This is a genomic window from Corynebacterium sp. HMSC08F01 (assembly GCF_001807545.1).
GTDB lineage: Bacteria > Actinomycetota > Actinomycetes > Mycobacteriales > Mycobacteriaceae > Corynebacterium > Corynebacterium coyleae.
Genome location: NZ_KV789319.1, coordinates 1 through 20760, shown reverse-complemented (window position 1 = coordinate 20760; position 20760 = coordinate 1). Strand labels below are relative to the sequence as shown.

At 56.0% G+C, this 20760-nt stretch carries 19 protein-coding genes, 1 tRNA gene and 1 pseudogene; 15 read left to right on the top strand and 6 right to left on the bottom strand.

Annotated features, from left to right (window positions below):
* Window positions 1-316 precede the first annotated feature (316 nt).
* Window positions 317-601, top strand: a pseudogene (locus tag HMPREF3171_RS09125) (integrase core domain-containing protein); the annotation flags it as partial.
* Between the two features lie 543 nt (window positions 602-1144).
* Here the strand turns inward: HMPREF3171_RS09125 and HMPREF3171_RS09120 are convergent.
* Window positions 1145-1630 (bottom strand): hypothetical protein, encoded by a 486-nt coding sequence (locus HMPREF3171_RS09120; RefSeq protein WP_070484631.1) that lies wholly within the window; start codon window positions 1628-1630, stop codon window positions 1145-1147.
* The gene (locus tag HMPREF3171_RS09115) at window positions 1627-2790 is read right to left on the bottom strand and encodes a hypothetical protein (protein WP_070484628.1); all 1164 of its coding nucleotides are present in this window, start codon (window positions 2788-2790) and stop codon (window positions 1627-1629) included. Before HMPREF3171_RS09115 ends, HMPREF3171_RS09120 begins: the two co-directional genes overlap by 4 nt.
* A 222-nt stretch (window positions 2791-3012) precedes the next feature.
* On the opposite strand from HMPREF3171_RS09115, the gene HMPREF3171_RS09105 reads away from it, so the two are divergent.
* Together HMPREF3171_RS09105 and HMPREF3171_RS09100 are read left to right on the top strand one after the other, a co-directional pair.
* Entirely contained in the window at window positions 3013-4077 is a 1065-nt protein-coding gene (locus tag HMPREF3171_RS09105; RefSeq protein ID WP_083292050.1) for a ParA family protein, read from the top strand.
* Window positions 4070-5026, top strand: a complete 957-nt coding sequence (locus tag HMPREF3171_RS09100; protein ID WP_083292049.1) for an SIR2 family protein — start codon at window positions 4070-4072, stop codon at window positions 5024-5026. The genes HMPREF3171_RS09105 and HMPREF3171_RS09100 overlap by 8 nt, the downstream gene beginning before the upstream one ends.
* Before the next feature lie 485 nt (window positions 5027-5511).
* On the opposite strand, the gene HMPREF3171_RS09095 is transcribed toward HMPREF3171_RS09100, so the two are convergent.
* A tRNA-Asn gene (locus HMPREF3171_RS09095) sits at window positions 5512-5584 on the bottom strand.
* Window positions 5585-5696: 112 nt separating this feature from the next.
* On the opposite strand from HMPREF3171_RS09095, the gene HMPREF3171_RS09090 reads away from it, so the two are divergent.
* The 5 genes from HMPREF3171_RS09090 to HMPREF3171_RS09070 all read left to right on the top strand — a co-directional run bounded on the left by HMPREF3171_RS09090 (window position 5697) and on the right by HMPREF3171_RS09070 (window position 9978).
* The gene (locus HMPREF3171_RS09090; protein WP_070484615.1) at window positions 5697-5960 is read left to right on the top strand and encodes a hypothetical protein; all 264 of its coding nucleotides are present in this window, start codon (window positions 5697-5699) and stop codon (window positions 5958-5960) included.
* A gap of 27 nt (window positions 5961-5987) precedes the next feature.
* Entirely contained in the window at window positions 5988-6629 is a 642-nt protein-coding gene (locus tag HMPREF3171_RS09085) for a hypothetical protein (protein WP_141743393.1), read from the top strand.
* Between the two features lie 79 nt (window positions 6630-6708).
* Entirely contained in the window at window positions 6709-7614 is a 906-nt protein-coding gene (locus HMPREF3171_RS11930) for a hypothetical protein (RefSeq protein ID WP_141743392.1), read from the top strand.
* A gap of 368 nt (window positions 7615-7982) precedes the next feature.
* Complete coding sequence (locus HMPREF3171_RS09075; RefSeq protein WP_070484606.1) at window positions 7983-9326, top strand: AAA family ATPase; 1344 nt, start codon at window positions 7983-7985, stop codon at window positions 9324-9326.
* Window positions 9319-9978, top strand: coding sequence for an RloB family protein (locus HMPREF3171_RS09070; protein ID WP_083292047.1), 660 nt, complete (start codon window positions 9319-9321; stop codon window positions 9976-9978). Before HMPREF3171_RS09075 ends, HMPREF3171_RS09070 begins: the two co-directional genes overlap by 8 nt.
* 18 nt (window positions 9979-9996) lie before the next feature.
* Here HMPREF3171_RS09070 and HMPREF3171_RS11925 read toward each other — a convergent pair whose 3' ends face one another.
* The 3 genes from HMPREF3171_RS11925 to HMPREF3171_RS09060 all read right to left on the bottom strand — a co-directional run bounded on the left by HMPREF3171_RS11925 (window position 9997) and on the right by HMPREF3171_RS09060 (window position 13083).
* Window positions 9997-10182, bottom strand: a complete 186-nt coding sequence (locus HMPREF3171_RS11925; RefSeq protein WP_141743391.1) for a hypothetical protein — start codon at window positions 10180-10182, stop codon at window positions 9997-9999.
* 65 nt (window positions 10183-10247) lie between these two features.
* Window positions 10248-11378, bottom strand: a complete 1131-nt coding sequence (locus HMPREF3171_RS09065; protein WP_168161897.1) for an XRE family transcriptional regulator — start codon at window positions 11376-11378, stop codon at window positions 10248-10250.
* Between the two features lie 148 nt (window positions 11379-11526).
* Window positions 11527-13083, bottom strand: coding sequence for an AbgT family transporter (locus tag HMPREF3171_RS09060; RefSeq protein ID WP_070484642.1), 1557 nt, complete (start codon window positions 13081-13083; stop codon window positions 11527-11529).
* 194 nt (window positions 13084-13277) lie between these two features.
* On the opposite strand from HMPREF3171_RS09060, the gene HMPREF3171_RS09055 reads away from it, so the two are divergent.
* From HMPREF3171_RS09055 to HMPREF3171_RS09025, 7 genes are all read left to right on the top strand, one after another.
* A complete protein-coding gene (locus tag HMPREF3171_RS09055) occupies window positions 13278-13943 on the top strand; it encodes a DUF4230 domain-containing protein (RefSeq protein WP_083292044.1) in 666 nt (221 codons plus the stop codon).
* A gap of 26 nt (window positions 13944-13969) precedes the next feature.
* Window positions 13970-14602, top strand: coding sequence for a hypothetical protein (locus HMPREF3171_RS09050; RefSeq protein ID WP_070484604.1), 633 nt, complete (start codon window positions 13970-13972; stop codon window positions 14600-14602).
* A 107-nt stretch (window positions 14603-14709) separates the two neighbouring features.
* Window positions 14710-15462: an NYN domain-containing protein gene (locus HMPREF3171_RS11920; protein ID WP_141743390.1), complete on the top strand. Its 753-nt coding sequence runs from the start codon at window positions 14710-14712 to the stop codon at window positions 15460-15462.
* A 21-nt stretch (window positions 15463-15483) separates the two neighbouring features.
* On the top strand, window positions 15484-16281 hold the full coding sequence (locus HMPREF3171_RS09040; RefSeq protein WP_070484601.1) for a serine hydrolase domain-containing protein: 798 nt from the start codon (window positions 15484-15486) through the stop codon (window positions 16279-16281).
* A gap of 439 nt (window positions 16282-16720) precedes the next feature.
* On the top strand, window positions 16721-18817 hold the full coding sequence (locus tag HMPREF3171_RS09035; protein ID WP_070484598.1) for a hydantoinase/oxoprolinase family protein: 2097 nt from the start codon (window positions 16721-16723) through the stop codon (window positions 18815-18817).
* Window positions 18810-20480 (top strand): hydantoinase B/oxoprolinase family protein, encoded by a 1671-nt coding sequence (locus tag HMPREF3171_RS09030; RefSeq protein ID WP_070484595.1) that lies wholly within the window; start codon window positions 18810-18812, stop codon window positions 20478-20480. Before HMPREF3171_RS09035 ends, HMPREF3171_RS09030 begins: the two co-directional genes overlap by 8 nt.
* 9 nt (window positions 20481-20489) lie before the next feature.
* Window positions 20490-20744 (top strand): hypothetical protein, encoded by a 255-nt coding sequence (locus HMPREF3171_RS09025; RefSeq protein ID WP_070484592.1) that lies wholly within the window; start codon window positions 20490-20492, stop codon window positions 20742-20744.
* Window positions 20745-20760 lie beyond the last annotated feature (16 nt).

Sequence of the window (20760 nt, the reverse complement as noted above, 5' to 3'; positions counted from 1 at the left end):
AGCGTTACACCACACTAAGGGACGCAACCCGCTGTGCGAGGACTTTCGCATTCAAGGTTGGTGTTTCTGCAAGTAATTGACGCACTTGCTGTTCGAACGGATCGAAACTTGTCGTTGTTGCCTTCCGCGAGGAGTACGTCGGTGGCTTCGACGATGCCAGCGCTCGTTCGACGGTCTTTTCGCGCAGCCGACTTCGGCCGCGATCTTACGAATCGATAGTCCCTGCCCACGCAGGTGGCGAATTTGTGCCCATTGGTCCAAAGAAATCACCCATCCAATCTTTTTCGGATGGGCTACTTTTCGAAAAGCGCTGACACGATTGGCCGAGCACGGAATTGCAGCGTCAACCGGGACCGTTGGGGACTCCTACGACAATGCCTTGGCTGAAAACGTCAATGGTTCCTACAAAAATGAACTGATTCATCGACGAGCGTGGGCAGACGTGGTGGACGTTGAGATTGCGACGTTTGAATGGGTCAATTGGTGGAACGAGATACGGCTTCACCAAAGTCTCGGCTATCGCACGCCAGCTGAGGTTGAGGCAGAGTTTTGGGAAACCAACCCGGCCCAAGAAATAATGGAAATCAAGGCAAATGCCTAAGAACAAAACCCGGGGCACTGTTGCGGCCGTGTATCTGGTAGCAGTGGCGTGACTTTCCGGTAGCGCTTCAGTGGGTATCGGGTAGCAGCACAGTATTGCGCCTTGTCACGGTCGCGGAACGTAACCTCAGCACGTTCCCCGTACTTCTAGTAGGGATGCAAGGGACAGCCCCTGACCAATACCTCCGTTCTGGTGTGGGGCTATTGGTGTGATTCTCTGTCTACGGGGTGTTGGATTGTTGTTCGGAATATTTCGACACACTGAAGGTCGACGGCGCAAATCACGGTCGCAAAGTGCGCTACCGGATACTCACTCAGGCGCTACCAGATACTCACCACACCGCTACCATTTCCTTCTTCTTAACAGCACTTCAAATGGCGGGCAATGCTATTCCTACCGGCAGTTTTGTGCGTTATTCGAAGAGCGCTCACAAGGCCGAATAGTTTGTGGGTGGCGGAACTTTGCCATTGTCGCACGACAGCAAGATTTGTCTACGCGGGGGTGGTTCAAGGTTGGGCAAGTATCCGTTTGTCGAATAACCGTCTACTGGCCAGGTCGAAACAATTTGCCGTTCTGGTTACTGATGGCGGCTAAGCGGTTATAGATCGCTTTGAGTCGCTTCTTTGCCGGATACGCCTGCCCAAAATCGATATAGGCGTGGCTATCGGGTGTGCCTTGTAACATTGAGTCATCCCATACCGAAAGAGCGGATTGCTCGTCATCGTGTAGCTCACCCTCCTCGGTAGGCAAAGGAATGTTCTCGATTTCACGCACAGTCATCCTCGCAACCGCAGGAGGCGGGTTGAATGGCTTTCCTTCGCTTTCTTTCCTCGCTCGGAGGATCGCTGATTTTTGCTCTAGCGCCTCGCTTGGTTTGATTTTTCTTTCCTGGTTGACAGACAGTTGATCTTTGTCGTTTTTGGTGAGTCTGAAAGCTTGCTCCGTCACCATCCCGTTGTCGAAGAACTGGGCGTTGATGACCCGTAGCATTATTTGCTCAGACTCAGTTATCCGCTGTGGTTGAGTCACTCGACAATCCTCTCTACCCATTCCGTGACGAGGTCTGAGGGGTGCTTGCCGAGGGTTTCTACATCTTGGTCGATGGCATTCATTGAGATTGTGTTGGACTTGTGGAAATAAAATCTGCCTTCCGGTTCTACCTCAACAGAGAAATGCTGGTTGCCACTCACCCAGGAGAAGACGATTGCACCATCGACCGATGGGGACACTGTCTGTGGTAGGTTGCCCGCGTTTACAGCGGCTTTGACGATTGCTTGGGAATTTTCTAGCTGCCCCTGGGTGAAACTGTCACCTTCTTCGCCGTCAAGCCAGCCTGGTTGTAGCTCCCCGATTTCTTTGAGTCGGTCTTGCAGGCGGTTGTACTCAGCAGTCAGTTGATCCGTATGAATGCTGTCAACTGAAATGAAGACGTGCGACTTTGAGTTATTGGTGAATTCAACTTGTCCTTTAACTTCGACCCAAGCCCATGTCTGTTCGTTTTGGCCATCAATATCGAGTTCGAAGCCGAGGTCATATGAAGCGGTTGCTGAAACGCGGGATGCCGCATCTACGAAGTTGAAAGTGCCGTTGGATACGTTTGTGCTTCGTACAAGTCCGCTGTACGTGACATGTTTGAACTGCGGTTTACCAAGCTGGTGAAGTATGTATTCACGGGCGGAGGTCGTGTAGGTCGGTTTGGTACTCCAGTCACTGACTCTGCCATGTCCGACTTGAAGTTTCTCGTCGTCGCGAAGAGTGGACCCTAGGTTTCGGATTGCTGGCAAGGGTAGAGCGTAAACACTGTCGGGTAGTGGTCCGTGCTCAGACGCGAGGTGGAGGATTTCCTCTAACTCTACTACGGCCTGGCGAAAATCGTCCGTGAATCCATCAGGAGTGACATCAAATAGCGTTGGGTCTTGTGGGACATTTAGCCTTCTCTGGAGGAGAGGAGTGGCTGAACCTTCATCGATGGTGTTAATTCGAAGCTCGTAGGCCTTCCTAAAGTTGTTTGGCAGTTTGGAGCTCTCGGGGTGCTTTGCTCGCCAGCGAAGTTCAATGAGTTGGTAGAGAAGCTCGTCTAACGCTGCTACTTCTTTTGCGTTTGAGGCGGGCATTCCGAAATCTTCAAAGCGGTCGCCGTCAAGGTGCAGAGAGGCGACTGTTTCGATGTTCGGATCAGCGTGAGTCACAATTGCTCAGTATATGCGGTCGGGTGAGCTGTTCCAGATTCTCCCGTCTAATCAAACGGAACAAGCTCTGGGCCGTTTTACGTGGAGAGCACATTTAGAAACTCGGGGTAATTTAATTAAGAACAGTGGCGACAGTTGATAGAGTTTCAGATGCATCAGGAAACTTTAAAAACGGGACCCGATGCCCTGCCTCTTGAACAAATACGGTCGGTGATTATTTAGATGAGTAAACCGCATAGCTGCGCATTTTTTAACAACAAAGGCGGAGTAGGTAAGACAACGGCGCTTGCAAATTTGGGTCATCAGCTTGGTGTCGAAAATGAAGTGGTCGCAGTTGACCTTGACCCACAGTGCAATCTCACGCAACATTTCCTTCAAGATGACCAGTGGGATCAAATCTATTCTGACCTTCGGAATTCTAGCGGCGGTACGGTTTGGTCATACCTTGAGCCTCTGAGCAAAAGAAGGCCGTTGCCAGAAACTTCAAAATACTCGATTCAGTTCGCCGAAAATGAACGGTTTAATTTCAGACTGTTTGCGGGCCACCCATTTGTTGCGCAGATGGATGACCATTTGGCAGCCGAATGGCCACACACTATGCTGGCATCCCCAGGTGCGATCGATACAACCTTTTGGTGCGCCAGATTGGTTGATCAGATTCAAGCGAATGTTCCTGATGTGGACTACATACTCTTTGATCTTGGTCCGAGTCTTGGTCCCACAAATCGATCTGTAATTTTGGCGGCAGACTCATTCCTTGCTCCCGTTTCCCCTGACTTGTTTAGTCTGTATTCCTTTGCAAACTTGGAATCTTGGTTTGCTGCCCTGACTGAGGCGATGGAAGGTGTAAAGAAAACAGTTAATGTGAAACCGGACCTCGAAGGGGAGTGGTGGGCTGAACGCTTACGGCAAGGGCTGCGAGTGCAATTTTTAGGTTACATCAGCCAAGAGTATGTGACGAGATCGACCAAGGGAGAGCGACGAGCAACTAAATCATTTGAGGTTTTTAATGCGCAGATTCCAGATAGAGCTCGTGCAGTAGTGGAATCCCTGCATATTAATGATGGACTGCTGGCGGGCGAAGTTAAAAGGGAACCAGCTATTGGGATCATGCCTCACATGTTTTCGATGGTCGCAAAATCGCATTCCGTACACGCGCCCATTCGTGAGCTATCTGGCCAAGATGGACTTGCAGGTTCGCAATTTAAGCAAAGGGACAAATATGCGTCTGATATAGCGATTCTTACGGCGGAATGGAAGCGACGGATGGCTTTAGCTGATGAGTAACACGAAAGTTTTTGAGGAATTTGAAGAAATTCTTAGCAAACCCTCTGTTCCACTGGGTGTTTTTGTCGGTTCTGGCGTCTCTAGTGCATGCAGCTCGCCTTCAGGCGCGAAGCCACCCGGTTGGGAGTCTTTGGTAAAGTTTCTGGAGGGTGACTTAGGGATACCCGAATCTAGAGGGATGAATTTTCCTATTCGGCTAGAGGAAGTTCTTTTCGATTTAAGGGACGACGCTACACGGTCAGCAGAAATCGTAGAAGCAATACGAGGCTTAGTTAATGGAAGCACCGATGATTTGGTACAGCCGAACCAGGTGCATGAGGCACTTGTCGACTTGAACCCCAATACCATCATTACAACGAATTTTGACGATCTGATTGAAAGGGCTCTTCTCTCAGATCGAAAGGAAAGCCAAGGCTATAATGTCTGGGCATACTCAGGCCGCTTGCTCCGAAAAGCTACTCAAATGGAAGAAGAGTATCCGCATTGGCGGGATATTTCCTTGGGGGATTTGCTTAAGAGCGGAATCCCATTGATAGCGAAGATTCATGGAAGTCTAGGGCATGATAATCGAGATGGGGTGAGCGCTGAGGACAGTTTGGCTGGGCTAGTTCTATCAGAATCCGATTATCGTGCTGCGTACGATAGGTCCGAGGTTAGCCCATTTCTTCGATCCATATTCTCGACCCATCAAGTTCTTTTCATTGGCTATTCGCTAAACGATGACGAGATCCGTCGGGTGTTATCCGATTTGAATACCATCCGCAGTTCCAACGTGCCACATATTTTTTTCCAGCGGGATGAGACCGTTGTCAGCAAGAAGCTCGTTGAGTATTATCGGGCACATTATGGCATTGCAGTAGTGACTTTGGATGACTGGGAAAAACTAGCGCGAACGCTTCGAACGATGGCTGTGATTCGTGACGGCGGAGTGGGGAGTCTTTTATCCTGACTTCGTCTAAGTAGGTGGTATCCGCCGGACCTATTGGTGGTATTGGCGGGCTAGAATTTATATGTAAATCCGGAAACAATGATTTCCATATCCTAGTCTCCGCATTAGCTGAAGGCCAAGATATCGCGCTGTGGCGTGCTGGTAGCGGCTTGGTTGGATGCTCTGGAAGCCTTAAAGTGATTAGGGCGTCGCTCTCAAGCGTATCTGCATTCTTTTGGGCCGTATTATAGGCGCTGCTCCGGGCAGTCTCAGGGGCCAAATCTAGAGTGTGGGCGAGCATGTCTTCCTCACGGACGGCCTTCCTCTGCTCTAATGTCAGCGGGCAGGGGATGACACTCAATCGGCTTCCAAAAGAGCCACATCTAACCCCCGCGACACGCCGATAGCAGACACACTTTTTGAGCCTTAACCCGCCTTAACCCCTCTCTGATTTTCAGCATTAAACGTCAAAACGCCCCACATGCGGAGAGCGGGGCGTTTTGCTGCTCCTCCAACTGGGCTCGAACCAGTGACCCTTCGATTAACAGTCGAATGCTCTGCCAACTGAGCTATGGAGGAATATTTTGTTGTGTTGCTCATTGCTGTGCAACGAGATGTAACAATAGCGTGGATTGTTATAGGTGCAAAATCGCCTGGTCAATGCGGGTAATTGTGCGTTAGTGTGGCGGTTATGATTATTCCTATTGGTGGGGTTCGTCCACACGCACTTGCCGGTGGCCTTATTGGGTTGGGCGTGGTGTTCATGTTCACAGCGCAACGCTTTGAGGATTGGCGTGCGCTGACGTTCTTGGGCCTGGCGCTGATCATCCCGTCGGTGGTGTGGCTTGTGGCGGATCGGTGGTTTCGCCGGCCGCGTGGGGTTGTGTGGTGGCTGTTGCTTGCTGCGTCGGTTGCACTTGGGGTGTGGGGAATTGCGCTATTTCCCGCGACATAGGCGGTGATGGTGAGTAGGGTGGGCGACATGAAGAAACCGATGCTTGCTCTCGGCGTCGCTGCCGCCGTATCCACCTCTGCTGTTGTTGCTCCGTATGCGTTTGCGGAAAGTAGTGCGTCGCAAGGCGATAGCGCTGTTGCTCGGGGAGAAGGTACGGCGGGGGATGAGGGGTCGTCGTTAAGCAATGGCGCCATTGTGGGCATCTCGCTGGGTGTCCTGGCGGCCGTTGGTATTGGTGGGGCAGTTGCGGTGCAGCAGGGGTGGCTGGAACTGCCGGAGCCGCTGAATGCTCAGGTGCTTGGTGGGCTTGCGGCGATCGCGTCGGCGCTGTCGGTGCCTGCGCTTGCGCCGAAGCAGAATGCGAAGCCGGCGGGGAACTCGTGCTCGCCAAGCGCGTTTGACGCGGTTGTGCCCGAGTGGCCGGCAGGCTTCGGTACGACCGTGAACTTCTGCGACGGCAAGTGGGCCGTTGCGGGTGCGAAGGGTACGGACTGGATCCTGTTCTTCAAGAACACGGACGGCAAGTGGGCCAAGATTCCGGCGGATGGCACGAAGCGGACGGGCATGACGCAGGCGTGCTACAACGGCATCAAACTGCGTCAGCAGGGTGCGCCGGAGGCGTTCATGCGCGAGGTGCCGGTGTGTACACCGGCGGAGATTGGGGCGTAGGGGTTAGGGGCTCTCAGCACTCGAGTGGTAGATTGCCCACGCGCTGCGGGACAACGTCTTCTTTCGAAGGTAGGCAACCGTGCAGGAATTTGAAGATCGGAATGCAGAAATACTTAAGGGCATTTCTGCCGCCGCCATTAATGATGCTTATGTCTTGCGGTCGCGATGTTTTGAGTTGGATAAGAATCTGAACCTCAAGTCTGCTCGAATGGCCGAGGAAGCGACAACTCTCAACTTTATCCGCAGGTTGGTGACGGCAAATAGATTTGTAAATGGCTTTAATGCTGGTGCAATTCTTCATTCGCGACAGTTGGAGAGTTTTCATTCAAAGGCGGACCTTGAGCTAGTTATCAAATTTTCTCCAAATTCCTGGCTTAATCTAGTGTTACAAGCCAAATCCCTTCAGTGGCGAAGCGGAACTTGGCGCTACGAATATTGGAACGCCACCAAAAACGCAGAGTTAATTTATTGGTGTAAAACACAGTCACGAGTACGCGGTCGCAAACTCACCCCTGGCATGCTCTTATATAACGAAGATGTCCCCGTATTTCGCAATACAGTGCATAGAAATCCTTTTGGGGCTTGTGATTTGACTAAACGATATACAGCTCCAGTTACCTGTTGGTCTTCGTGCTGCCTTTTGGGATATCCACATCTTGCTCCTGAGGTAACCCCTGCAGGTATTTCTTTGTGTCTGGACGAAAACATGATGACAACTCTGGCGAAACCCACGCCCATCGATTTGGTGTCTTCCCATTTTCCTCTCGAGCACCTCGCGCATTTCGTTCAGAGTAGTGCTGGTTCAGGGACGGCGAGAAAGGTGCGGTTAAACCCGAGAATCGAGAAGCTTCTGAGTGCGGATGCGCCAGTTTGGGCGCGCAAGATTCTTGAGAGGGGAGAGCCTGAAGTGGGGGAGTTTAAACGTGAAGTTGGCGAGGGCGTGGTTTCTACGGGCTATGTTGCGATTGATCTTTCCCAGAGGTGAATTGTGTCTTCAAAGTTCTGTTCTTTCTGCGGTCGAATACTTCTAGGCCGCTGAGTCCGTAGCCGTGATAATCACAACCTCTGGTGATTTTGGGCTGTGTAGTGGCACTACTGTTGCAACCGCGTAGCTGATCGCGGTCGCATGGCTTTCCGGTAGCGTTTCAGTGAGTGCTGGGTAGCAGTGCTAAATCGCGCCTTTGTGAGGGCACAAAGCGTTACTTCAGCGTGTGATGTGATTCTCAGAGGTTCGCTGACAGAACACACTTATGTGTGTTTGTTTCATGTGGTGGTCGAGTCTACCTTCGGATCAGCTAATTTCACATAAGATGCAAGAAAAGTGTGTCAAATGGAATTGTGTTGGGGACTGCTGTGTTGCTCGATTTAACTATCGGAAATTTTCGCTCGGTTTATGCGCCTGCGTCGATAAATATGGTCGCCACCCGGGAGCAGGTCCATCGCGAGCGCTGCCCTGAGCTGAAACGTCGTTACGGCAAACGGGTGAATCCAGTAGCGGCGCTGTTTGGTGCAAACGCTGCCGGTAAATCAACGTTTGTACGTGCGCTGATCGTCCTGCGACACATCGTTACAGATCCGCCACGCCCTTCGGAGTCGATGCCGTATGACCCTTTCAAACTCAAGCCCGAGGCGGATGCGGAGCCAACGAGTTTCGAGATTCTGTTTTCTGTGGACGATGTTATCTACGAGTACATCCTCCGCTATGACGCACACCGTGTCGTCGCGGAGCGGTTAACACAGTACCGCTCGCGCGACGAAGTAGATATCTTCGAGCGCAGTGGCGATGAGTTTTATTTCCCGCTCCTGGATAAGAAGGAGTCAGTGTATCCGACTGAGGTCGTTCAGGCCCGCGCGCTTTTGGCATCAGTGCCGGAAAAAGTGCCGCTAGCCTCGTTCGCGAGCGAAGCGAACCTCTCTCGTTTCCCGCAGGAACTTCGGTTGGGTCTGTTTGATGTTGTGCTTGTGTTCTTGCAGACAGTACTGGTTATCCCGGCAGGTGTGATTGACAGATCCAGCACGATGTCCTTCTCCGAAGGTTGGAAAGAAGTGATCACGCAGATTGATGCGGGAATCACCGGTGTGCAGGCTGAGCCGGTGCCGTTGTCGTCGATAGGCATGAGCGCCGAGCGTGGGAAAGAGATTGACCAACTCTTACGCCAGTATCCGGATAACCCAATCGATGTTGAGCTGCCTGCTGGTCGCTTCACCGTACGCCTGGAAGACGGGGAGATGAGTGCTGAACGCATTTCCCTGATGCACTCGTCGGGTCCAGGGCAAAGCCGAGCTTTGAAATGGCGAGACGAGTCTGATGGCACGCAATCCGCAGCGCGTCTGTTGGGCTTTTTCTCAAAGCTGGCATCTGCTGGTACGGAGGCGGTTCTCGTCGTGGATGAGTTGGACCGGAATTTTCATACTGAGCTTTCGCGCGCACTCATCGGCGGCTTTCTTGCAAACTCGAATGAAGACAGTCGGGTGCAGCTGCTTTTTACCACGCATGACCTTCTGCTCATGGACCCAGAGTTTCTTCGGCGCGATGAAATCTGGGTGATCGAAAAGGACCGCTTTGGCCAGACACAAGCCAGCGTGCTTTCGGACTTCAAGGGGCCACGAAAGGTAACCGACCTGAGGAAGAGTTACCTGAACGGTCGCTTCGGCGGAGTGCCGTTGATCAAACCGCTGGAGTTCCCGGATGAATAGTAGGAATGTTCGGTCCGCTCGGCGGAATAAGTTCCGGGGGAAGGCCGCATCTGCAAACAGTCGCTCGCTCAAGGCAGTGTTCTTAATCGTCACCGAGGGCGTGACCGAAAAGAACTACTTTGAGATGGATTGCTTTCGGGACAAATCGGTCAAAGTTGAAGTGCGACAAGGCGATAAGCCCGATCCTCCTGCGCTGCTAAGAACGGCAGACGACTGGTTGGCCCAACTTAAGCGGTCTAAGGACTTGCAGCCAGGTGACCAAGCCTGGGTGGTGCTTGACGAGGACGCTGCCACACCAGAGCAGCTCGGCGAGGTATTCCGATGGGCAGCCGAGCGAAAGGACAGAGGCGTGGCGTTCAGCGTTCCCGCCTTTGAGGTGTGGCTGCTTCTTCACTACGCCGAAGCAAAGGGGGTGCGCTCGCAGAAAGAGGTCGAAGCGGCGCTGAAAACGTATTGGCCAACATTCACTAAAACCGCGAAGCCGAAATTCACGATGGAGCAGATACAGCAAGCGGTATCACGGGCAAGCCGCAAAGTAGGCACTGAGTACGCATCGATCGAGGAGTTTGATGAGCAGGTTGGTCGTCATGCATCCGTCACCACGGTGCACCTGCTTGTGCAGCTCCTTTTGGCGTCGCTTTACGGGAGGTAGGCGCGAGGCATCGGCCGGCTACGCGCGCCTGAAGCCGTCCCAGAACGCTTGCCACATTGTGGTGGGGCGGGGCCGCATCTGCTCGTCGAGGGCATCGCGCACCGCTTGGCGGGGGTCGGTGGCTCGCTCGTAGGCGGGTTCATTTTGCAACGGGTGAGGTTCGCGCTTGTGGTTGCTACGAGCATCCCAGCTTCTATCTGCCACTGAGAATCACCTCTTACTCATGGTCTGAGGGGAAACGGTGGCGGGTGCATGGATCGTTGTGTAGTTCATCGCACTACGCGAAGTGTTGGGCGGGCCGGGGCGCTGGTTGCCGAGGCAGCGCTCGAGACCGTGTGGGGGTGGGCGCTGAGCATGAGGGCGTGCAGGTCCTGTGGCGGCAGCTGTGTTTCGTCAGCGATGCTCGCGATGCTGGCGCCACTTTCGGGGGAAAGCACGTAATCGAAGACGCGGGAGCGTTCGTATTGCAGTGTGCTGCCCGGCTCGTCGGTGCGGAAACCGCGCGCGGAGAGGGTCGTCAGGTGGAAGTGATATTCCCGCTCGCTGAGCTTGCCGTGGTGGTGCGCGGCGCGAAGCATGGCCATGGCTGACACTTTCAAGGCGGTTCTGAGTCGGAGGATGTCATCGAGGCTCGGGTGCAGCCGGAGGTGCGCGTGAACTATGCCGGGCGGGATGAGGAAGTCGGCAGCGAACTGATTGGCCTCATCCTCTTCGCGCGCTCCGCTACGTGGCTCGTCGCTGCTGTGGAGCAGCAGGTGGCCCAACTCGTGCGCGAGATCGAAGCGGGCACCTTCGGGCGTGCGGCGCCGAGCGAGGAAAATAAACGGCTGCTCGCCATCCCACATGGAAAATGCATCCACCGCAGAGGCTGCCGGTGGAAGGCCCATGACGGCGATGCCGAACGACTCGGCGAGCTGAACCGAGTTTGGAACTGGTCTATCGCCCAGCTGCCAGATCGTACGCGCGTGGCGGGCTGCCTCCGCAGGCGTAAATCCGGACAGATCCGGGAGGTTGGGTTCTGGAAAGTTGAAGTTGCTGCGAAGCCACGCCAAGAGCGTGGAGGCGTTTGCCCCGGATGCGACTGCAACGCTTTTCTGCCGCTGTGTTGCGCGGCTGCCGGCTCGAAAGAGTGTGGAGTTCATCGATGGGACCTCGAGTTCCTCGGAGAGGAAGTAGCCGTCGGTAAAGCCGAGTGCTGATTCAAGGCGCTTGAGGAGTGGCTCTGTGCGGGAAGGCGGTGGCCCTTCGTTCTCCCAGCGAGAAAGGGTTGCTGGGGCAACGTCGAGATCTGCAGCCAGCTCCGCTTTTGTGAGGCCTCGGCGCAGTCGCGCGACCGTAATCCGGGACGGCGAGATGCGAGCGGGGTTAGTCTCCGCTCGCTCGCGAGATTGTGAAATCAATGTCATCGTCCTCAGTCCCGAAAAGATCTGGCTGTGCCATAGCGAAATCCGGATGAATAGGCTTGAACTCTGTACTACCGGTAGGTCGCTCGTCGCAAAGCAAAAGCGCTGGGCATAACACCCAGCGCTTAATGTCGTGCGGTACTGACTATACCTCGTAGCCCATCGGGGAGCCGGGGCCGAGCGGGATGCCGGCGAAGTACCAGATCATGAAGAAGATGAACCAGCCTGCCAGCATGCACAGCGAGTATGGCAGGGCGAGCGACATCAGGGTGCCCACGCCGGCCTTCTTGTAGTACTTCTGCAGGAACGTCAGGGCGAGTGCGAAGTAGGGCGACATTGGGGTGATGATGTTCGACGGGGAGTCACCGATACGGAACAGCATCTGGGTGACCTCGGGGGAGACGTTGACGTACATCATCATCGGCACCACCACCGGCGCCATCAGCGCCCACTGGGCAGAGCCGGAGGTGATGAACAGGTTGATCAGTGCCACCATCACCACAAACGCCAGGAACAGCACCGCGTTCGGCAGATCCCACGCTTGCAGCAGCTCCGCGCCCTTGATCGCGGTCCAGGGGCCCAGGTTGGACCACTGGAAGTACGCCAGGAACTGGGCGACGGCGAAGAACAGCACCAAGATCGGCAGCATGGACTCCAGGCCCTTGGCCATAAACTTCGGCAGGTCCGCGGCTTCCTTGATGGTGCCTACGATCAGGCCGTAGACCAGGCCGGTGACAAAGAAGATCAGGGTGATCGGCACGGCAATCGCGCGGATTAGCGGCGACTCCATGAAGCCCTCCTCCGGACGCGCGAACGGGGAGGCCGGGACCAGCAGCAGGACGAAGTAGGCGACGAGCGCGAGCACCAGGGTCACGCCGGCCCACGCGAGGCCCTTGCGCTCCAGTGGGGTCAGCGAGAGGTCATCGTCGTCGGTCAGGTGGGAATCGTCCGGCTGGGCGGAGTCGTTGATTTGGAGTTCGTCTTCGTCGATGTGGTCGTCGTCGATAAGCGCTTGCGCCTTCTTCTCCACATAAAACTCCGTCACCGCAGTGATCACCAGCGCCAGCACAATGGCGGACGGGATGACGAAGAAGATGTTGGCAAGAGGGGAGACCTCATAGTTGGCGTCGACAAGTTGTGCCGCCGAGGTGGAAATGCCGGCGAGCAGCAAGTCCGTAATGTTCAGGATCAGCGAGGAGTTAAAGCCTGCCGACGACGCCGCGAACGCCACCATCGCACCCACCACCGGCGAGCGCCCAACCGCATGAAAGGCCATCGCGCCCAGCGGAATGATGATCACGTAAATCGCATCGGAGGCGATCGAACCAGTCACGCCCGCAAGCGCGACCATGAACGTCAGCATCTTGCCGCTGACCCGATCCACCATCGCGCGCACCATCGCCGCCAGCAAACCGGTCTGCTCCGCCACGGCGACACCAAGCATCACCGCCAGGATCACACCGAGTGGCGGGAACGCGATGAAGTTCTCCACCGCATCCGTGACCATGCGCGAGATGTTCTCGCCGGTCAGCAGGCTTTCTACATGGATCTCTTCGCCGGAAGCGGGGTCGATGGCGGACAAGCCCGCCTTGCTGGCAATCCATGAGGAGACGACAACAACGCCACTCAAAATGACAAACAGCCAGAACGGGTCCGGCAGCTTGTTGCCTATTCGCTCGATCCAGCCGAGGAAGCCGGTCATGCCGTCGTGCTGGTTCTGTTTGTCTTGTTTTTGTTCGCGCTGCTTGTCGGCGCGGGTTTCGTCGATACGCGTGGAACCGGTCATCGTTATCTCTTCCGTGCGGTGGCCAGATACATCCTTCAGCCGCGTACGCCCAAAGGTTCCAACGAGTGTACAAACCATCCGAATATGGGGTGCAATTAAGATCACCAGATGTGAGTACCGCCCAAGAATTACACCTCTCGCCGCGCCAGCCCCGCCGCGGTGGCGTCGTTGTGACCTCCGTCATTACCTCAGTCATCGCCGTGTTGGCCGTGGCAGGGTTGCTGCTTGTCATGCTGCGCCCAGCCGTAATCGGGATGGGGGAGACGCGGGTGGACTCCACCACCATCGGGGCGTCGTTCGAAGACATCGCCGAACTCTCCGTGGAGGAATACGTCTTCTCCGACGTAGGCAAGTTCGACCAGAAAGGCCTCGAGGTCCTCGGACTGCGCGTGCCGTTTACGGGCCGCAACTTCCTTGTTACTTACGACGGCCGCGTCACCGCCGGCATCCGCGACACATCCGCCATCGACGTTACGGTCGGCTCTGGCGCTATTGATGTGGTGCTGCCGCCCGTGGAAGTACTCAGCGCCCACATCAACGCCGACAGCGTGCAGGTCTACGACCAGTCGATGAACCCCATTAACCAAATTCGTGTCGACGACGTCACCACCTTCATCGCCGGCCAAGAGGACACCGCGCGCGACAAGGCCGTGTCGCAGGGGCTTCTCGACCGCGCGCGGGAGCGCACCGAACACCTCGTACGCAGCCACATCGCCGCACTTGTGAAGGGCACCGAACAGGAGGATTTTGACGTGCGGATTTCCTGGGCGCAGTAGTCGATCGTGGTCTAGAGTTTCTGGCTATGCGTAAGTCTTTGGCGTCTGCGGCAGTTTGCTCGCTGGTTGTTGTTTCTGCTGCTGTTGGTGCCGCTACGGTGCCGGTTGCCGTTGCAGCGACGGGCGACCCTGGTAAATGCTCGATCGAGTACAACGCCGACCAGGTCCCGGCGCTCGCGGCGGGTGTGCTTGGCGACGACCTCATCTTCTTCAACGGCTCCCGCACCGACGCACTTGCCCTGTGGGAGAAGAAGCAGTCCGAGCTGCGTGCTGGCATCGGCGAGAACGGTTGGGGCACGCTCACCCAAATCGACGACGCTAAACTTTGGGAACCCGGCGTTACCCACACCTCAAGCGCGCTGGTCCTCGACGACCTGAAGCACTCCTCGAAGGGGTTGACCGTCACCGCCGACAGTCCGTTTAGCCACTCGGAGGCCGCCTACCTTGCCAACGCCGCCTCGTACACCGCGCAGCGCTACGCGGATTGCGGCAAGGATGTGAATAGGGTCGTGCCGGTGGCGCCGTCGTCGATAAGCCTGGGCCTCGCCCCGAACCACATCGCACTGATTGTCGTGGCGCTGCTCGGCGTACTCGGTGCCGTCGGTGCCGGCGCGGCGGGCATGATCCCCGGCGTCACGCTGCCTGCGCTGCCGTTTTAGGTTGGATAGCCGAAAGGGTTGACTGACGAACCCAAAACGGTATACTCGCTCACATAGTTCCCCGCTATCTACGGATTGGCGGGGTTTTTAAATTCCGGGGGGATCAGATGATTAACGCGTCACCGTCGCTCATGCCAAAGCGGAGGGGGAGCAGCACTTTAAATGCTGTCGTACTTATCGACTATCAGAATGTGCACATCACAGGCTGGGAAGTCTTTTCACGCGATGACGGCGTCGGGCTTCATGAAGCGTTGCTCGACCCAGCAGCCTTTGCCAAGAGACTTATTGCAGCTCGAAACGCGGCCAACTCCACTACGCCCCCTGCGACACTTGATTCGGTGAAAGTCTTTCGAGGTTTACCAAGTTCGATTCATGATCCCGATGCCTATCGGCGAAACCAGGATCAGAAACGGAATTGGGAATCGGATGGAGTCGAGGTGACCCTACGTCCGCTCAAATATCGGTACCAGCGCGATGGCCGAGGTAAGCCGATCATGGATGTCAATGGAAAGAAGACGTTGGCGGGACCACCTGAAGAGAAAGGTGTCGATCTGATGGTGGGACTCGCTACATTGCTAGCTGCTCAGCGTCCAGATATTGATCTAGTAATTTTGGCGTCGCACGATAGTGACATGGGTCCGGTTGTAGATACCGTGCACGATTTGCACGTAGCCGACCCAAAGGCAGTCGCGCGGATTGAAACAGCCAGTTGGTTCGTTCCCCGCAACGACTCTGATCCTGGATTTCAGTCGAAGATCCAGCCGGGCTTGGATGCGCAGAAGAAACGTCGGCATGTGTGGAACACGCGGATGGGAGAAGTCGACCACACCGCGAGTCTGGATGTCCGGCCGTATCGATGACTCGCCACGTAGGGTGGGGCCATGCAGCTCGAGAAGTTTTTCCAGGATTGGCCGGTTGACAATGTGGCGGGCGCGCTCGTCGGTAAGCAAGAGGCGTCGTTCGGCGACACCACGCGCATCTTCGAACTGGCCAGCGTGACCAAACTCCTCTCCGCGTACGCCGTGCTCCTCGCGGTTGAGGAAGGAGCTTTTTCGCTTGACGACGACGCCCGCCCCGAAAACGCCACCATCCGCCACCTCCTCTCGCACGCAGCTGGCGTCGGCTTCGACTCCCGCGAACCGCAAAAGGCACCGGGGGAGCGCCGCATCTACTCGTCCGCCGGTTACGAAATCCTCGCCGACATCGTCGAGGAAACCACCGGCATCACGTTTGCCGACTACGCCCGCGAAGGCGTCTTCGAACCACTTGGGATGACCGACACCGAGATCTACGGCTCGGCGGGCCACGGCGGGCGCTCCACCGTCGCGGACCTTTCGCGCTTTGCCGCCGAGCTGCTCGAGCCGCGGTTGCTTGATCCCTCGACGGTGCGCGAGGCGTTTACGAATCAGTTCGGTGACCTGCGCGGCGTCGTCCCCGGCTACGGCATGCAAAAGCCCTGCCCGTGGGGCCTCGGCTTTGAGATCAAGGGGGAGAAGTCCCCGCACTGGACCGGCAACGGCATGCCCGCCGACACCGTCGGCCACTTCGGCATGGCCGGCACCTACCTGTGGGTCGCCGGCGACCAGGCCTGCGTGGTGCTCACGGACCGCGACTTCGGCGACTGGGCCAAACCCCTCTGGCAGGAAACCAACACGGCGCTCTGGGACGCGCTGGCGTAGGGCGCCTGCGCGCGTGCGGCGCGGGTGCGGCGCGGCGGATTTGTTCATGTGCAGGGCTCGATATGCGTAACTGCAGGTGAGGGCGTTTTCGGAAAAATCGGGCGATTCGAGCCGAAACGCTGTGACCAGGGATTACGCATATCGAGCCCTGCATATGAACGGAAAGAGGGGTAGGTGGGGCGTGCCGGGGCGCGGGTACGAGGGGCGGGCGCGTGGCGGGACGGGTACAGGCGCGGCGGGCAAGGGGCGCGGGGCCGGGTGGGTGGTCGTCGTTAAGCGATGCGTGGCGTGTGGGAGCAAGAGGGCCGTGCGCGGAAACGGAGCTTAGGAACAAACCCGAACTCGATTCGAGAATATTATTTACTGATTTGCACAATTTTCATCCGAATGTGGCTAGTCTCGCTTCACAAGTCATTGAGTCGAGTGAACGGAGTCACACATGGAGAATCAGTCAACGCTTCGCATCGCGACCGATGTGGGCGGAACCTTTACTGACTTGGTGGCGTTTTCGATAGACGCTGAGTCCGGGGAACAACGTACCTTCACCGCGAAGTCGGATACCACTCCACCTCGTTTCGAGCAGGGCGTGCTCAACGTCATCGAGAAATCCGGTGTAGATCTGAAGACAGCGACGACGCTTGCACACGGAAGTACGGTGGTCATCAACGCGCTTACGGAGCGTAAGGGTGCGAAAACTGCGCTTATCACCACGGAAGGCTTCCGTGACGTCCTCGAGATCGCAAGGGGCAACAGACCGGATTTCTTCAACCTCCACTACTCGAAGCCAGAAGTTTTCGTACCTCGAAAGCACCGTTTCGAAGTGCCTGGCCGATTGACTCCGGCGGGGGAAGAGCGCGTGCCGCTTGATCTTTCGGTACTTCCAGAGATCGTGGAAAAGCTGGAGCGAGACGGTATTGAAGCGGTCGCAATCTGTTTCCTTCACTCCTACGCAGACCCCCGGCACGAGATTGCTGCTGCGGAGGAACTCAAGCGCCTCTGGCCGACGGGAACCGTCGTGGCATCGCACCAGATCACGCGTGAGTGGCGTGAGTACGAGCGTTCGTCGACAGCCGTTTTGTCGGCATTCGTGCAGCCGACAGCCGAGAAGTACTTGACTCGCCTTGAAGAGGGGCTTGAGTCTGCAGGTTTCGACGGCAACCTTTACGTCATGCAGTCCAACGGCGGTGTGGACAAGATCAGCCATACTAAGGAAATCCCGATCACCATGGTGGAATCCGGCCCAGCAAGTGGTTTCCTCGGCGCGGCGGCGCTCGGATCCCTTGTCGGAGAACCGAATATCCTCGCGTTGGACATTGGCGGGACCACCGCGAAGTGCTCGCTGATCAAAGACGGCCTTGTGACTGTAAAGACCGATTATTGGATTGAACGCTCCAGAACCTCCGCAGGGTATCCGATTATGGTCCCGGTTATCGATCTCGTCGAGATCGGTAATGGTGGCGGGTCGATCGGGTGGGTAGACGAGTTTAAGAAGCTCCATGTCGGCCCGCAGTCCGCAGGATCGACACCCGGTCCTGCAGCGTACGGCCGTGGTGGAGAAAACGCTACAACGACTGATGCGAACCTCGCGCTCGGAAGAATCAATCCGAACTACTTCGTCGGTGGCGAACTCACCGCTGACATGGAAGCAGTGGACAAGAGTCTGACGTCGTTGGCAGAGCAACTCGATCTTACGAATGAGGAAGTAGCACGTGGAATCGTGCGAATCGCCAACAACAACATGATCAATGCGCTCAAGCTTGTTTCACTTAATCGCGGCCATGATCCACGTGACTTCACACTTGTGGCGTTCGGTGGCGGTGGTGCGATGCACGCTTGCGATCTGGCTCGAGAACTCGGTATGGGGAAGGTAATCGTTCCAACTGCTGCAGAGGTATTCAGTGCTTGGGGCATGTTGATGGGAGATCTTCGTCGTGACCTCTTTATGACGAACCTGTTCTCGCTGAACGCAGACCAGGCCTCGAAGGTTGATGCTCTCGTGTCTGCCGCAGAATCCGAAATGCGTGAAGAGTTTGAGCAGGACGGTGTCGATCGTGCTTCAGTTTCGTTCCTCAGGTTTGCGGAGATGCGGTACGCAAACCAGGAGCACTCAGTTGAGGTTGAAATCAGCAGCGGATCGATTGATGCAGAAGCAATTGAGCGGCTCATTCAAGACTTCCACGCGGAGTACGAGAAGGAATACACGTATCGACTTGATGCACCGGTCGAGTTCGTCGGGTTGCACCTCATCGCAATGGCGGATGTCGGCAAGCTTGCCCCGCGAGAGCTGTCTACCACCGGTGCAGCAATTGTCGACGCGTCCAAGGGCAAACGCGACGTCGACTTCCTTGAACACGGCACATGCACGACCGACATTTACAACGCTGACCTACTAGAGCCCGGCATGCAGTTTGCAGGACCAGCAATCGTCGAATTCCGTGGAACCACTGCTGTAGTTCCGCCACGTTGCTTGGTCGAAGTGGATAACTACGGAAATCTTCACGTCGAAATCGAGCAGGAGGAGAACACCAATGCCTAAGACCGACCCGTTCACCCTGGAAATCATTCAGAGCAGCCTGCAAGCTATCGCTGACGAAATGTTCGTCGCGATGCAGAAAACCGCTATGAGCCCGATCATCTATGAAGTGCTCGACATGGGCACCGGAATCACTGATCGATCTGGTCAACTGGCATCGTCAGGCGCCGGGATCCCCGCATTCATTGGAGTGCTGGATAAGGCGATCCAGCGAATCTTGGAAATCAACGGTGAAGATGACCTGCAAGAGGGCGACATCTTTGTGACGAACGACCCCTTCTATGGCGGAGTCACGCACCTAAACGACGTCGTCCTTGCAATGCCTGTGTTCGCGGAAGGTCGTCTCATCGCATGGACCGCCAACATTGCGCACTGGCCAGACCTGTCGGGAATGACTCCTGGCGGCGTCTCTGCAGTCGCCACCGAGATTTTCCAAGAAGGAATCCGTCTCCCGGCCGTCAAGCTCTTCTCCGCTGGAGAGCCAATTACGCCACTGCTGAAAGTGATCGAGGTTAATTCGCGTCTCCCAGAGACCCTGCTGGGAGATCTGTGGTCGGCAGTCGCAGCGGTGCGAATTGGCGCAAACCGTATTGAAACCCTTGCGTTGAAGTACGGGGTGGACACGTTCGAGGTCGCGCTCGATGAGTTCATGGAGCACGGCGAGCGAATTGCGCGAAAGGGACTGTCCGAACTTCCTAAGGGCAGGTTTGAGCTTGAGGAAGAACAGGACAGCGGTGAGGTTTACCGCGTTGCAATCGAGATTACCGACGATCGTTTCGTCGTTGACCTGCGGGATAACCCAGATCAGGATTCTGGTCCGAACAATTGCAACGTCGATGGTTGCATGGTTGCCACCCAGATGATCTTCAAATCGCTCACTGACCCTTACGGGCCAGCAAATGCAGGCAGCTTCCGCCCTATCGAACTGCTGACAACTCCGGGAACCGTTTTCGATGCGCAGGAACCTGCTGCATTCTCCATCTATTACGAGGTGGAGGTTCGGCTTTTCGACCTCATCTGGCGTTGCCTCGCCCCAGCCGTAGAAGGGCAGCTGCCCGCGGGACACTTCGCCAGCATCTGTGGCACGTTCATCGGTGGCGTGCACCCAGACACTGGCAAACACTTCACAATCGTTGAGCCCCAAATTGGTGGATGGGGTGGCAGTGCGAAAGCCGATGGTAACTCCGCGATCTTCTCCGGATTCCACGGTGAGACGTACAACTGCCCTGCAGAAATCGCGGAGCTGCGTTACGGGCTGTACGTGAATCAGCTCCGCCTTAACGATGCGCCTGGTGGCGAAGGCCAATTCAGAGGAGGAAAGGGCATCGTTCTGGACTACGAAGTGCGTGGAGATAACTGCTTCGTGACTGCTGCCTACACCCGGTCGATCAACAAGCCTTGGGCTCTGAACGGCGGGCACGAAGGGTCAAGCAACCTAATTGAGATCATTCGGGCAAATGGTGAACGGATCCGTGGCGCTGTCGTTTCAAACGAAGTAGTCAACCAGGGGGATGTCATCCGAATTCGCACAGGCAATGGCGCCGGTTACGGCGACCCACGGAAACGTGAGCATTCCGCCGTCGAAGAAGACATTGCAAACGGTTTCATCTCGGCGGAGGATGCAGCGGAAATCTACGGGTACACCGCTGCCGAAGCACAAGGCTAGGTGCGAATAATGACTACGAAAGATGAAGGAACTGCCTTCTCAAACGACAATCCATTGAGCCCGGTTCCGTTAGAACAACGGCAGAAGTGGATCACCCCGGCCATCATTTTCGGTGGTTTGGAATTTACGATTCCAGTCTTAATGGTTGGCGCAACTCTGGCTGCTTCTTTCAGCCTGGGATCAGTTATTTGGATCGTTCTGCTGGCTCTGCTTCTCTTCCAATGGCCAGGCAATGCGATTAGTGGGTACATTGGGGTGTCATGATTCCGGTGGACGGTGA

Excerpts from the sequence above, each read along its gene's own strand:
- HMPREF3171_RS09025 (WP_070484592.1), top strand. The coding sequence starts at position 20,490 with ATGACTACGAAAGATGAAGGAACTGCCTTCTCAAACGACAATCCATTG.
- HMPREF3171_RS09050 (WP_070484604.1), top strand. The coding sequence starts at position 13,970 with ATGCGTAAGTCTTTGGCGTCTGCGGCAGTTTGCTCGCTGGTTGTTGTT.
- HMPREF3171_RS09085 (WP_141743393.1), top strand. The coding sequence starts at position 5,988 with ATGAAGAAACCGATGCTTGCTCTCGGCGTCGCTGCCGCCGTATCCACC.
- HMPREF3171_RS09040 (WP_070484601.1), top strand. The coding sequence starts at position 15,484 with ATGCAGCTCGAGAAGTTTTTCCAGGATTGGCCGGTTGACAATGTGGCG.
- HMPREF3171_RS09035 (WP_070484598.1), top strand. The coding sequence starts at position 16,721 with ATGGAGAATCAGTCAACGCTTCGCATCGCGACCGATGTGGGCGGAACC.
- HMPREF3171_RS09100 (WP_083292049.1), top strand. The coding sequence starts at position 4,070 with ATGAGTAACACGAAAGTTTTTGAGGAATTTGAAGAAATTCTTAGCAAA.
- HMPREF3171_RS09030 (WP_070484595.1), top strand. The coding sequence starts at position 18,810 with ATGCCTAAGACCGACCCGTTCACCCTGGAAATCATTCAGAGCAGCCTG.
- HMPREF3171_RS11920 (WP_141743390.1), top strand. The coding sequence starts at position 14,710 with ATGATTAACGCGTCACCGTCGCTCATGCCAAAGCGGAGGGGGAGCAGC.
- HMPREF3171_RS09090 (WP_070484615.1), top strand. The coding sequence starts at position 5,697 with ATGATTATTCCTATTGGTGGGGTTCGTCCACACGCACTTGCCGGTGGC.
- HMPREF3171_RS09060 (WP_070484642.1), bottom strand. The coding sequence starts at position 13,083 with ATGACCGGCTTCCTCGGCTGGATCGAGCGAATAGGCAACAAGCTGCCG.
- HMPREF3171_RS09105 (WP_083292050.1), top strand. The coding sequence starts at position 3,013 with ATGAGTAAACCGCATAGCTGCGCATTTTTTAACAACAAAGGCGGAGTA.
- HMPREF3171_RS09070 (WP_083292047.1), top strand. The coding sequence starts at position 9,319 with ATGAATAGTAGGAATGTTCGGTCCGCTCGGCGGAATAAGTTCCGGGGG.